This window comes from Pseudoalteromonas sp. SWYJZ12, from assembly GCF_015864395.1.
GTDB lineage: Bacteria > Pseudomonadota > Gammaproteobacteria > Enterobacterales > Alteromonadaceae > Pseudoalteromonas > Pseudoalteromonas arctica.
In genome coordinates this window covers 1-12726 of sequence record NZ_JADYXH010000012.1, presented here as the reverse complement: position 1 = coordinate 12726, position 12726 = coordinate 1, and the positions used below count along the sequence as shown (strand labels likewise).

The following is a 12726-nucleotide window of genomic DNA, read 5'->3' as shown; positions in this document are numbered from 1 at the left end:
TCATCTGTAACGTCCTAAAACATTATTCATTTAATTAGTTAAATTCTTACAATTAATACTGTAATGCTATGCAGAATCTAAAAAGCAGAACACAAGATGAGGGTAAGTACTTACAAACTAAAACGTGTAAAAAATTAACCAAAAAAAAATGCTAAGATTCTTGAATCATTACAAAAAACACACTATGTTGTATTTACAAAACCAAAAAGCACTATATATAGTACCTCACTACTAAGAGGCTACCTATAATGCTTTTAATAGAAATAAATTTTAAGTATGTCCATATCGAGTTCAAAATTACTATTTCAACTAAGAACTAGTACATCGGATATGCTTTCCTAATAGACAGGCGGAAAACGTGGAAGTAAATAAAAACGAAAATAAAATTAAAATTTTGAGTCTAAATGGGGGAGGTATACGTGGGCTTTTTACAATTAGTGTTTTAGCTGAGTTAGAACAAATTATTGAAGATAAATCTCAAAGCACAGATGTCAGAATTGGAAACTATTTTGATTTAATTACGGGTGCATCTATCGGTGGAATTCTTGCTCTGGCACTTGCCCAAGGGAAATCCGCACGAGAATTGAAAGAAATATTTTTTGATAGTGGCAGCTATATATTTCCAAAGTACAAAATCTTTGACACAAAAATTAAATTTATAAAAAGATTAATAGCACCTTTATACAAAAGTGATCCTCTCCGAGAAACAATAGTTAAAATGATCGGTGAAAACCTTAAGTTTAGTGATTTAACTCGAAGAGTTATGATCCCTACCGTTAACTTATCAACAGGTCGCCCTCAATTTTTTAAGACTCCGCACAATCCAAACTTTACAAGAGATGGTCGTCTAAAGTTAATTGATGCCGCAATGGCTACGTCAGCTGCCCCAACTTATTTTGCACCACATTTTTGGCCAGATTTAGGTGCCTACTTTGCAGATGGAGGTTTAGTCGCTAATAATCCTAGTTTTATTGGTTTACATGAAGTTTTTGGAGATATGAAATCAGATTTTCCTGACGCAACTCATTCTAATATTAATATTTTAAATGTAGGAACAATGGGGGAAGAATATGCAATAAGCCCAGACACCTTATTCTCCAAAAGAAAAAAAGGATACTGGGGATTATGGGGAACTGGTGAGAAATTAGTTCATACAACAATGACATCGAATCAATTACTTCATCAATACATGCTCAATCGAGAACTTACTGCAAAAGGTTGTGCTGAAAACCTAGTTCAACTTGACTGCAAGATTCCAAATGAAGCAGCTAGTGAAATTACATTAGATAATTCATCAAGGTCCGCGCTAGACAATCTTGCTACACGAGGCCAACAACTGGTTACTGAAGAATATGCTAAAAACTCTGCTTTAAGAAACTTCTTCTTAAAGCAGGCACTCCCATTCAAAACTTAAAAAACCATATATAAGAAGGAAAAAATAGCTATGTGGAACCTACATTCATTTTACACCAACCGAGAAACAGGTTTGATTGGTCAACTTGTACTGTCTGATGAAGAAGAAACGAAACTTAAAGAATTACGTCACATTGTCCGAAAACGTATTACCTTAGTATTTAATGAGGCAATCGCAATTGCGAAAGAAATTATTAAAAACAATCTAACTATTAATAATGTTAGCTTCAAATTGCAAAGTACTTTTATTCGACACTTATCACCCGAAGAGCAAAATACTGTTGCTGAACTAATCAACGAAATGGATCTTGAAACACTCAAAGAATTTATACAATTAAAACCAAGATTCATGACGCAAGGAAGCTTCCAATATAAAACTCTGAATAAGCCATTTCACCCTGGTCAAGAAATGGATATTGATGATGGTACTTATCTACCAATGCCTATATTTGAATCAAAGCCAAAGATTGGACATCAGCTTTTAACTTTATTAGTTGATAGTGCACTCAAATCTTTAGCAAATGAAAACCGAGGTTGGAAATTTGAAGCTAAAAGAACATGTGGACGTATAAAGATTACTGACAAACGTACCCATATTGATGTCCCTATGTATGCAATACCACGGGAGCAATTTCTTCAGAAAGAGGCCGCGTCTATGCTTTCAATGGATTCTAATCGTAAAATAATTGAATCTAAAGCTAATTTAAAAGATGAAGAATCATACCGTAGGCTAGACTCTGATTGTGTAAATCTAGCACTAAGAGATGACAAGCCTGGAAGCCCAAAGTGGATGAATAGTGATCCTAAGGTTGTTGAGGACTGGTTTATTGGAGAGTGTCGACGTATAGGGTTCCATCTTCGAGATATTTGTAGGTTCATGAAGGCTTGGCGTGATGCTCAATGGAACTTAGGCGGACCTAGTTCTATTTGTTTAATGGCAGCGACGGTAGAAGTGCTTAATAAAAAAGCTCATGACACTAGCGATATTGCTTCAGTGGTTAAAATTGTTGCAGAAAACCTTCCCTACGAATTCAGAAAGGGAGTTGAGAGCCCTGATGATACAGACGAAAGACCTCTTTTTCCGCCTGAATCAGAGCACAACGACAGAGAAAAAAATATCATTTGCAAACTGGAAGATTTATCTACCTTGCTTTCTAAAGCTGAAAATGCTGAAACAAAACTATCTGCATTGAATATACTCTCAGAAGTTTTTGGAGAGCGCGTTAAAAATATAAGCTTAATAAAAGTAAAAGCTGCCGCTTTAGCATTTGAATCTGAACCGGCTCAAGCAAACTCACCTGCGAAAATAAGCACAACAATGGTTAGTGGATAAATTATAAATGGAACTAGTTCATCATATTTTACTAAATCTAGAGTTTCAATTTGTAAACTCAAGGAAGCTTTCTCGAGAATTAATTAGAAAGCCCTTTAATCTTAATAATGGTGCTTATATTAAGGAGTTTATAGTAAATGGTGAGCTTTTTATCATTGCTCTGATTATACCTAATGATCCACATATTAAACTTCCATCAGCATACGTTATTAGTATGCCTGATATATACAAAGACAAGCTAATTCCACACATCTCTCACGAAGGGTATTTATGTTATGTCGAACAAAAAGAGGCTGACTGGGACCCTAATGATCTGGATACCCTATACAAAAATATAGATTCTCAAATCCAATCAACATTAATTAAATCTTTTCAAAATCAATCAGAGAGTGATTCTGAGTTTGAAAATGAGTTTGTGTCATATTGGCCATCTGATAATTTTTTATATTTATTAAGTCATAGAGATAAATCTTTTAATTTCATTACTATTCAGTGTACATCCGTCGATGAAAAAAGTGTGGGCGATTATGAGTTCATTACTATAAACATTGGAAATAAAAAGCCCGATGAATATTTTGAGGACCATGAGTTAAATCAATGGTTATCACAAAGAAAATTAAAGATAGATAATAAAAATAATTTTGGAATAAAAACTCATTATGTTTCGGTATCTCCCGATAAACTAGCTGGTATAAATTGGCCCCCAAATAACTTGGGACACCTCATAAACTGGCTAGAGGAGGTTAATTGTAGTGCTCGCGATCATCTAATATATAGCTTAACGAGTAAGAAAGAAAAGAAACATATTTTGTTACTTGATATTGATAAGCAAGATCCGATTGCGGTTCATATCGAACTAAATGTACAAGCATTTGACTTCAACAGAAGGGCTAACAAAAAGAAAAAAAATAAGATCTCTTTTAACTCTCTTTTAGCTGTTGTACGCAGCAATAAATTTTGTAATCACTTCAAACGTTTTTCTGTTATTAAAGCTGATACAACAACGCTACAAAGTCGAGATAAAAAAAGAGAGCTTCAACTTAACTCTCAGCGTGTAGCCCTTATTGGATGCGGCACTATTGGTGGTTACTTAGCTAGTTTGTTAATTAGAAATGGTGCAGGTTGTAGTAACAAGCAATTTGATCTTTATGACGATGATATTTTGATGCCACACAACTTCTCACGGCACGTATTAACATCCTCTAGCTTTGGAAAAAACAAAGCTGTGGAACTAGCCAACAATTTAACTCAGTCAATACACACTGTAAAATCAGTTCATGGTTTTGCTAGTTCGTTTCCATTAAATGAAAATGTTTTATCTAAATACGATATTATTATTGATGCAACTGGTCGGCCTCCTTTTTCAAAAAGGCTTTCGCATGTAGTTAGGTTATTACCACAGCTAAAAAGACCGAATGTAATACATGCATTTAATGACGGAAATGGGCGCGCTTCTAAAGTGCTTGTAGATATAGGTCATAGTTGCTACAAGTGTATGACTATAGACAAGACTATCCACCAACGAAATGGTGATACACGTTTTGCCTCTAACATTATTGATAAGTCTGCACGTAAAGTAAGTTGTGGTAATACATATACAATTTATGATGCTTCAGTGAGCCATATAACTGCAGCAATTGCTCAAGAGGCAGTTTTGAATACTTTAGAGAGTAGTTTACCTTGGAGCTATAGTGAGTTTATTTTAGATGAGCAGTTTCGTACCGGCAAACGAAGAATATTAAAAAGGCAACCAGAATGTCCTATTTGTTATGAAGACAGTATGTGAATTAGTTTTTGAGGATGAAGTTGGTAATACTGTCGTTATCTTAGAGCATGTATTTAATACCATGCTAGATTATCGCCAATTAACTCCTACCTCATTAGAGGCTGCAGGTGTATTAGTTGGTGAAAGAAGAGGTTCACATCTAATAATATGCGACTTATCAGTGCCCAATACTGGAGATATCAGAAGTAGGTATCGAGTTGATAGAAAAGGGAAGCATCACCAGAGCAAAGTTATTGAGTGCTTTTATTCATCAAATGGCTTTCAACAATATATTGGAGAGTGGCATACACACCCAGAGGACCACCCCTCTCCGTCATTTTTGGATAAACAATCATGGAAAGAAAATCTGGTAGCAGATGTTCCTATGCTTGCAATTATTCTTGGTCGGAAGGCTTTATGGATCGCTCGTAAAGAAGGCAATAAAATACGCGAAATGCGTGAAGTTGATTTATCAAGTAATATAAAACAGCTTCTACCAAAATAAAGCATTTTATTAAAGTTCGGCTTTATACTTTTGTCTTGTCGGTAGCACCTCTTCAAATTCACAGTCTAGCGCATTTACTAACTTGTATAGGGTTTCGAGCTTAATATTAACATTACCTCTTTCCATTTTTCCGTAGTTACCGCGCTCTATACCGACATAAGTGGCAAAACCTTCTTGCGAATAACCTGCTTCTTTGCGTTTTTTTCGTAGCTTTTCACCAAAATTTTTAACTAAATCACTCACCTGATCTTCCTCAAGGAAAAATGATTAGATTTTCATGTTGAGCGCTTTACTACCACGCCCTATAATACCCATTATTATAAGAAGTCTATTAGGATTTACTTTGAAATTTGACCCTCTCGTAGCTCAAATTATTGTTGCATCAAATTTTGATAACTTTACAACTAGTGATGTACGCTCGGCGTACTTAGCATTAAAAAACGATACTTCTTTGGTACCTACAATAGTTAGGCGAAGTATATATGCAGAACTCCTCAAGCTTGTTAAAAAAGGCTGGCTGAAAAAGTTGGTATCGAATAAAAAAGGATTTACACGATTCAATAAAACAGAAAACTTTAACATTGAAGTTATTAGTAAATTAGCTAGCTCTATACCTATTTCTATTGCAAAAAAAGTAGATGATAAACGCGCACTTCTGCTTAGTAAGTTAAATCATTACAAAGCAGAGTTATTATTGAATATGGGGGAGTCTGAGGCATATAAAGAACTTTACTTAGAATCGCCCGAATTAGTAGATGAGCTACAGCCACAATACAACAAAGCTAGGGACAACAACACTAGAATACTTGGCAAAATTAGAGCAATTGAAGGCTTACTGCAGCAAAACAATGCATTAGAGAAAATATGAAACTAAGACTATGGCAAGCAGAGTGCATTAATTTAGCACTTACACAATACCAGAATGGTAATAGCCACTTTTTAGCTTTAGCGACTCCTGGCGCAGGTAAGACCTTGATGGCTTCGGAATTAGCTCACCAGTTATTAAAAAAGCACATAGTCGATTTGATTATTTGCTTTTCACCGTCTTCAATTGTATCTCAAGATTTTAAGGAAAGCTTACAACTAAAAACGAATGAACGTTTTGATGGACTTATAGGCTCTAAAGGCAGAACTTTAACATATCAAAGCTTACAGTATTTAGATATGCACTTTTGGCAGTTATTTGAACGATACCGTGTTTTTGTAATATTTGATGAAGTTCATCATTGTGCAGGTTCTAATATTGACAATGCAAATGCATGGGGTGAGCAGATAATACTTAACATTCAAAATAAAGCACAGTACACATTAGCCTTAACAGGCACTCCTTGGCGTTCTGACGCTGCTCCTATTGTTCTTTCATCATATCAACAGCCTAACAATAAAATAGCGTGCGACTACGTTTACGGGCTTTCTGAGGCTATTGGAGATAATGTTTGTCGGGTTCCACAAATAGTAGCTGTTGATAATAGCCGTATTACAGTTGTGGATGACGCTGAAACCAAGACATTTAACAGCTTTAAAGCGTTATTAAGCGACTCTGGCGTTTCTTATCAAGAAATTATTGAAAATGAAGCGGTAATAAAATACATGATTTCTTCCGCTCAAAAAAAGCTGGCTTCAATCAGATTGAAAAACCCCGATGCAGCGGGGTTGATTGTTGCATCGTCTGTTGAGCATGCCCGTCAAATCTCTATGTTAATGCGAACTTACTTTGACGAGGATAGCGTTGTTGTAACCTACCGAGAAAATGAACCTACAAGTATTATTCAGCAGTTTAGGTATGCACAAACTAAGTGGATTGTTTCTGTTGGTATGATTAGCGAAGGTACAAACATCCCTCGTTTACAGGTTTGCTGTCACCTTACAAACATAAAAACAGAAATGCATTTTAGACAAATATTGGGCCGTATATTGAGGATAACAAACTCTAAAAACCAAGAAGCTATTATGTACATGCCCGCCGAACCTAAGCTTTTAGAGTATGCGTATAGGGTTAATCAAGATGTTCCATTTGAAGCTGATGTAGTTAAATTTGAAAAGATTGAAACTGTTGCTGGAAATAATACCGTAGATGAAAATTCAAGCGATATTACTTTTAATAAACAAAGTAAAAAACCTTCCAAAACCCAGTTCGATTTTGATAACTTTGCTGACTTTTTTGAGCAGCCAGGTATGAGCAATAGGCCTGAAGCGACAGAGGAACATTTTTTAACCGGTGCTTATGAGCGAATTATTAATATATCAGGCCGCTTTCAGCAAGAGGCTATTGCTTTAGGGTTAAGTGAATTACGCTAGAATTTAAGGCCTCAAATAGAACTTTACAGGTAACATCGATTTCAGTTGCACGAGGAAATATAACTTAATTTAAGGAGTTGCAATGTATAGCTTCTCAAAAATTCATAAAAAAATAGACTTTATAGAGATTCTAACCAATAGAAAGATCTGTGAAGGTTCAAGCCATCTAGAGAAAGTTAACTTTATAAATCAAGGTGTAGATATCAAAAATGCTGAGCATTTAAGGATAGAGTTAGGCTGGGATATACGAGCATTTTCTTCAGCTATTAGAACCAGCAATAGCTCATATATACGCTATAAAAAAGAATTAAAGCCTTTAAATACCACTTTAAGTGAAAATGCATTTGAAATTGCAAAAGTCTGTTCTTTTTGTCTTGATTACTTTGAAAATATAGAACGTTTTAATATTTGGTTAAATATCCCTTCACTCCAATTCGACTCTAAAAAACCTTTAACATTTATAGATACTATAGCTGGCCGTGAATTAATTAAAAATACCGTAAACAGGCTCAAATATGGCTATAACGCCTAAGAGTAAAGTGTCTTAGGACGTAAAGCGCACGATCAACAGACTGCCAACATGAAACCAAGTTCTATCCTTTTCTTAACTTAACAAGAAGCTATCACTTTAGAGATTAAAACGTTGATTTGAGCTTATTAATGACTCAATTTTCTCTGATAGTCGCATTTGTGCCATTTGCGGACTGTCGTAACCTTAGACTCTTGTTAGCCATTTACTCTGGTAGTGAAAATGTGAACTCTTGATAGTCGTGTTCTTTAGTCAGTGCTGAGGCTGTATTTTCAAAGTGCTGTAAAAAAAATTCAGACTCTACTGAATCAGGTGTCACATGCTCTTTCACAAATGGGTGCAATGCAATTCCTGCATTCAGAGACAAAGGCACAAAGTTGAAAAATATTTGAGATTTACTGAAACCTAAAGATTTTGCCTCTTCTTCAAATTTATCTGCATTTAAATAGTTACGAATTAGATCTCTAGCATTAGCTCTCAATCTTGATTCATTTCGTGGCAAAGTTAACAAATCGTCTAAATCAGACCAAGATAGAGGTATATCAAAGTACCCTCCACCTTCTTCCTCTTCAGGTACAACAGAATTTACGTATAGATACTTCTTTTTGTTTGTAGGCTTTTCACAAACTTGATTATGGTAGTTCCATAAACTTCTAATTCTGTTTGCTTTGTTATGGTGGCGAGCATTGCGAATTGCCAGAATTATGCAAAGTTCAGGGACTGAATACCAATCTACTGGCTTTCCTAATTCTTGCGCCATTGTAGTGGTACAGTGATTTTGGCCACCCATTAAGAAAGAAATGTTATGCTGGTAAGCATACAAATTTGGGTGAAAAAATGACGAAATTAAAACGCGCATCGTATTCTGCAGCAATAAAATTAGAAACAGCTCAGCTTGTAGTTGACCAAAGTTATACTCAAGAAGAAGCAGCCAAAGCGATGGGGGTGGGTAAATCAACCGTCAGTAAGTGGGTTACTCAATTAAAGCAAGAGCGGAGTGGCCAGACACCATCTGCTTCGCCAATGACGCCCGAACAAATTGAAATCCGCGAACTTAAAAAGCAAATCCAACGCATCGAATTAGAAAAGGATATATTAAAAAAGGCTACCGCTCTCTTGATGTCCGACTCCCTGAACAATTCTCGTTAATTGAGAAACTAAATCAACGAGAGCGTTACCCAATTAGCGTGCTGTGTAACGTATTCAATGTGCATCGTAGCAGCTATAAATATTGGGCTATAAGGGATACAACGCCGACACCAGAACAAGTAAGGCTAGAGGCTGAAGTTAGAGCAATACATGCAATGAGCGGCGGCTCAGCTGGGGCGCGGACAATCGCGGCAATAGCAACGAACAATGATTTTGAATTGAGTCGTTATCGTGCTGCTAAGCTAATGGTTAAGTTAAAGCTTGAAAGCTGCCAAGTACCTCAACATTCATATAAACGCGGCGGTAATGAACACCTTGAAATTCCAAACCTGCTTGATAGACAATTTGATGTTGTTGAGCCAGATACCGTGTGGTGCGGTGATGTGACGTATAGTGTGCCCGGAGTTCAGCACTAGCAAGGAATGCTTTAATGAACCACGAGTCTATCTGAAATACATGAGCAATACGGTAGGAGCCAAATTGTTTATGGCACTATCTGGTTGTGCAGATAGTTGAGTCTGAGCGGCAGTGACTTATCGTATGCTGATAAGGTGATGGAACTCGCTGACAACGGGGAGTGAGGCGAATTCGTTACGCCAAGATGCTCTTCTAGACTAAGTATTGGACGGATGAAGTACATGAACCGATTAACCCGCATCTATGGGCTGAAACGTCGCCATTGCCTACACGAATTAACAGGCAATATGATGCTGCAATAATACTAAATGTATGAGTATTATTGCCGACTTGATAAATCACACGTAGGTATTTATCAATGGATAAACGCTAAATCACAATTCAGCGTTTAAGTATTATCACCTTACAGCACGATAAGGTTAAAGACTGCGATCGGCATCCACCCCAATATGTTCGAGTTCAGATAGGTAAACCGGGGAAGGTTTGTTTGAATGCTAAGGGAGCACGACCCCGATGACAAACAAGCTGGCGGAGCGTTCGTAGTAGTCTGAGATGGGGAAAGCCCATTACATGGCGAAGGGGCGCAGTTTAATTGATTTGCGCAAGCAAATTACCTGACCTTAATGAGGTGAAGACCTGTGATAATCAGCGAACTGCAACGTAAATTAGCAACATGGACAGCAACCGATAAAGCGCGTCGCGTTAATCGATTACTGCGCCTTATCAGTCACCCACAATGGCTTTGCCAAGCGGCTGAAGTAACGCTTTCTTCAAAAGGTGCCAAAACACCTGGCGTTGATGGAATAACTAAAATTCACTTACAGGATAAGCTGACTGATTACTTAGATGGGATCAGAAATGATTTACTCTCGGGTAATTATCAACCAATGCCTGCCAGACGAATTTATATTCCTAAAGCGAATGGAAAGCAACGCCCTTTAGGCATACCCACCTTAAGAGACAGAATAGTGCAACGTGCCATGCTCATGGCAATGGAGCCGATATGGGAAAATGATTTTCATTCACTATCCTATGGTTTTAGACCTGAACGCAGTGTCCATCACGCCATTAGAACTGTTAAGTTACAAATGACAGGCTCAAGTGAACCACGTGGGCGCTGGGTAATTGAAGGGGATTTATCAAGTTATTTTGATACAGTCCACCATCAATTACTGATGACATGTGTGCGTAAGCGTATCAATTGTCGACGATTTAATGAATTGCTCTGGCGGTTCATCAAAGCAGGACATATTGAACGTAATCTATTCTGTGCAACAAGCGAAGGCGTACCACAAGGTGGTGTCATTTCTCCATTATTGTCAAATATCATGCTCAACGAATTTGATCAGTATTTGGATAAATGCTACTTGAGCAAGAAAGCACGTAAAGATCGCTGGTACTGGAATCGTACAATCCAAGATAAGCGTACCATTGCACTAGAGGAAAATAGACAATGGAAACCTGGGGTTGCTTATTGTCGTTATGCCGATGACTTTCTTGTGATTGTCAAAGGTAACAAACAACAAGCAGAAGCCATTCGTGATCAGTGTCGAAATTTTCTTGAAGGTAAACTTAAACTCACACTTAACATGGAGAAAACCCATATTACGCATGTGAATGATGGACTTATCTTCCTTGGTCATAGGATCATAAGGAAACGTGGTCCTAAAGGGAATATGCGTGTGGTGTCTGGTATTCCACATGGTAAGGCTAAAGCATTTTCTCATTCCTTGAGCCAAGCTTTATCCAGTGATCACAGTTGTAGCAAGATAGACAAAGTTGAACAACTCAGCCGCAAGCTTAAAGGCTGGGCGCAATTTTATCGTCATACTGATTATACCGCTAAAGTTTACAGTAAAATTGATCGTATAGTTTTCTGGAAATTAGCAAAATGGCTAGCGCGGAAATATCGTTGCTCCGTTAAGTCATTAATGATGAAGTGGATAAAACGACCGACGCCAAATCAGGCCAAGACTTGGGTATTATTTGGTAAAAGCAATCGAGGTAATTTATGTAGCGCTTCACTATATCGACTGGTGAGCAGTCCTAAGTTGCCCTTCCGTTGGCGATTACCTGAATCAAACCCTTATCTTAGAGATGAAATGAGAAATACTGTCACATCTCGCTACAGCGATGTTGTAATGGCTGTAAGCCACAATTAAGCGGAGAGCTGTATGCGCTGAAAGGTGCACGTACGGTTCGGAGAGGAGAGGCAGAAAAATAGTTCGACTACGTTCTGCCTCTTACTCTACTTTGGGTAGGTAATCGCTGGGCTTATTTAGCCGTTGTTATTGATTTATTTGCACGTAAAGTCGTTGGCTGGGCCATGTCGTTGTCGCCAGATACTAATTTAACGCTAAAAGCGCTTGAACTCGCGTATGAAAGCAGAGGAAAACCGACAAGACTGATGTTTCATTCAGACCAGGGTAGTCACTATACCAGTTTAAAATATCGCCAACGTTTATGGCGCTATAAAATCAAACAAAGTATGAGTAGGCGTGGAAACTGTTGGGATAATGCACAAATGGAGCGATTTTTTAGAAGCTTTAAAACGGAATGGATGCCAAAGGTTGGATATGGAAATTTTATAGATGCTAAATATAGCGTTAGTGATTATATCAACGGATATTACAACAACGTTAGGCCGCATCATTATAATGCCGGTTTAGCGCCAAATGAATCTGAGGTTAGATACCAAGATTCTAAAACAGTGGCCAAATTTTATTGACCACTACACATCAAATCATATAAATTATGGAATGCATTTAATTTTGCGTTAATTGCAGTTTCCACAGTACCCACGGCTTCTGCTCTATCAATATCAATTAATTGTTTTAATCTTTGATTCGATTCAAGCAGAACTCTAAACGTTTGAGTCAGGTCTTCGAAGGAATGGGTAAGCATATAAACTCCGTACGTATGAATTAATGGCTAACAGCTTATTGAACACCGTTTTGGTGGTTTATAACACACCAAAACGGCGTATATTACATACCCCGATAATTTCACCAATAATTTCCTTTGTAAACAAGTAATTAAAATAGCGAGATATTAAGCATGTTATTTTCCCCCAAAGCGGCGTTTAATAATGTTATCGAACAGAATTAGGCTCTTACTCAAAGAAGTAATAATAAATTTAACTTTTCAGTGTCCGCTCCTCGCTCATACCCGAATTCTTTTGTAGCGAGCTAAGCTTAAAACTCCATAAACACCGGAGTACAACTAATGCACCAGTTAACTATATATCAGCCTAAAGAGCCTTGGAATAAAAATAAGCTTGTAGGACAAAAGTTACCTCTAAAATTACAGCAAATATG

Annotated in this window: 11 protein-coding genes and 2 pseudogenes; 10 read left to right on the top strand and 3 right to left on the bottom strand. The window is 37.2% G+C overall.

Annotated elements, in window-relative coordinates:
• The first annotated feature begins 358 nt into the window (after window positions 1-358).
• The 4 genes from I6F42_RS13375 to I6F42_RS13360 are packed head-to-tail and all read left to right on the top strand — an operon-like array spanning window position 359 to window position 5016.
• Entirely contained in the window at window positions 359-1414 is a 1056-nt protein-coding gene (locus tag I6F42_RS13375) for a CBASS cGAMP-activated phospholipase (RefSeq protein ID WP_182674070.1), read from the top strand.
• Between the two features lie 30 nt (window positions 1415-1444).
• Complete coding sequence (locus I6F42_RS13370) at window positions 1445-2746, top strand: cyclic GMP-AMP synthase DncV-like nucleotidyltransferase (protein WP_182674069.1); 1302 nt, start codon at window positions 1445-1447, stop codon at window positions 2744-2746.
• Between the two features lie 7 nt (window positions 2747-2753).
• A complete protein-coding gene (locus I6F42_RS13365; protein ID WP_182674068.1) occupies window positions 2754-4532 on the top strand; it encodes an E2/UBC family protein in 1779 nt (592 codons plus the stop codon).
• Window positions 4516-5016: a Mov34/MPN/PAD-1 family protein gene (locus tag I6F42_RS13360; protein WP_182674067.1), complete on the top strand. Its 501-nt coding sequence runs from the start codon at window positions 4516-4518 to the stop codon at window positions 5014-5016. Before I6F42_RS13365 ends, I6F42_RS13360 begins: the two co-directional genes overlap by 17 nt.
• 9 nt (window positions 5017-5025) lie before the next feature.
• Here I6F42_RS13360 and I6F42_RS13355 read toward each other — a convergent pair whose 3' ends face one another.
• Window positions 5026-5259, bottom strand: coding sequence for a helix-turn-helix domain-containing protein (locus I6F42_RS13355; protein ID WP_182674066.1), 234 nt, complete (start codon window positions 5257-5259; stop codon window positions 5026-5028).
• A gap of 100 nt (window positions 5260-5359) precedes the next feature.
• Here I6F42_RS13355 and I6F42_RS13350 point away from each other — a divergent pair, with 100 nt between their 5' ends.
• The 3 genes from I6F42_RS13350 to I6F42_RS13340 all read left to right on the top strand — a co-directional run bounded on the left by I6F42_RS13350 (window position 5360) and on the right by I6F42_RS13340 (window position 7846).
• Window positions 5360-5884 carry a hypothetical protein gene (locus I6F42_RS13350; protein ID WP_182674065.1) on the top strand — a complete coding sequence of 175 codons (525 nt, stop codon included), beginning with the start codon at window positions 5360-5362 and terminating at the stop codon, window positions 5882-5884.
• The gene (locus I6F42_RS13345) at window positions 5881-7314 is read left to right on the top strand and encodes a DEAD/DEAH box helicase (protein WP_182674064.1); all 1434 of its coding nucleotides are present in this window, start codon (window positions 5881-5883) and stop codon (window positions 7312-7314) included. Before I6F42_RS13350 ends, I6F42_RS13345 begins: the two co-directional genes overlap by 4 nt.
• 82 nt (window positions 7315-7396) lie before the next feature.
• Window positions 7397-7846, top strand: a complete 450-nt coding sequence (locus tag I6F42_RS13340; RefSeq protein WP_182674063.1) for an antitoxin Xre/MbcA/ParS toxin-binding domain-containing protein — start codon at window positions 7397-7399, stop codon at window positions 7844-7846.
• 202 nt (window positions 7847-8048) lie between these two features.
• Here the strand turns inward: I6F42_RS13340 and I6F42_RS13335 are convergent, their stop codons facing one another.
• On the bottom strand, window positions 8049-8603 hold the full coding sequence (locus tag I6F42_RS13335; RefSeq protein ID WP_197152447.1) for a hypothetical protein: 555 nt from the start codon (window positions 8601-8603) through the stop codon (window positions 8049-8051).
• Between the two features lie 77 nt (window positions 8604-8680).
• Between I6F42_RS13335 and I6F42_RS13330 the strand changes: the two are divergent.
• The 3 genes and pseudogenes from I6F42_RS13330 to I6F42_RS13320 all read left to right on the top strand — a co-directional run.
• Window positions 8681-9384, top strand: a pseudogene (locus tag I6F42_RS13330) (transposase); the annotation flags it as partial.
• Window positions 9385-10047: 663 nt separating this feature from the next.
• Complete coding sequence (ltrA, locus tag I6F42_RS13325) at window positions 10048-11571, top strand: group II intron reverse transcriptase/maturase (protein ID WP_197152445.1); 1524 nt, start codon at window positions 10048-10050, stop codon at window positions 11569-11571.
• A gap of 80 nt (window positions 11572-11651) precedes the next feature.
• A pseudogene (locus tag I6F42_RS13320) lies at window positions 11652-12137 on the top strand (IS3 family transposase); the annotation flags it as partial.
• Here I6F42_RS13320 and I6F42_RS13315 read toward each other — a convergent pair.
• Window positions 12131-12313, bottom strand: a complete 183-nt coding sequence (locus tag I6F42_RS13315; RefSeq protein WP_197152443.1) for a hypothetical protein — start codon at window positions 12311-12313, stop codon at window positions 12131-12133. The pseudogene I6F42_RS13320 and the gene I6F42_RS13315 sit on opposite strands and share 7 nt — an antisense overlap.
• Window positions 12314-12726: the final 413 nt, after the last annotated feature.

What these genes read in the sequence shown, in the direction of transcription:
- I6F42_RS13370 (WP_182674069.1), top strand. Translation starts at nt 1,445, where the DNA reads ATGTGGAACCTACATTCATTTTACACCAACCGAGAAACAGGTTTGATT.
- I6F42_RS13365 (WP_182674068.1), top strand. Translation starts at nt 2,754, where the DNA reads ATGGAACTAGTTCATCATATTTTACTAAATCTAGAGTTTCAATTTGTA.
- I6F42_RS13360 (WP_182674067.1), top strand. Translation starts at nt 4,516, where the DNA reads ATGAAGACAGTATGTGAATTAGTTTTTGAGGATGAAGTTGGTAATACT.
- I6F42_RS13345 (WP_182674064.1), top strand. Translation starts at nt 5,881, where the DNA reads ATGAAACTAAGACTATGGCAAGCAGAGTGCATTAATTTAGCACTTACA.
- I6F42_RS13340 (WP_182674063.1), top strand. Translation starts at nt 7,397, where the DNA reads ATGTATAGCTTCTCAAAAATTCATAAAAAAATAGACTTTATAGAGATT.
- I6F42_RS13335 (WP_197152447.1), bottom strand. Translation starts at nt 8,603, where the DNA reads ATGGCGCAAGAATTAGGAAAGCCAGTAGATTGGTATTCAGTCCCTGAA.
- I6F42_RS13315 (WP_197152443.1), bottom strand. Translation starts at nt 12,313, where the DNA reads ATGCTTACCCATTCCTTCGAAGACCTGACTCAAACGTTTAGAGTTCTG.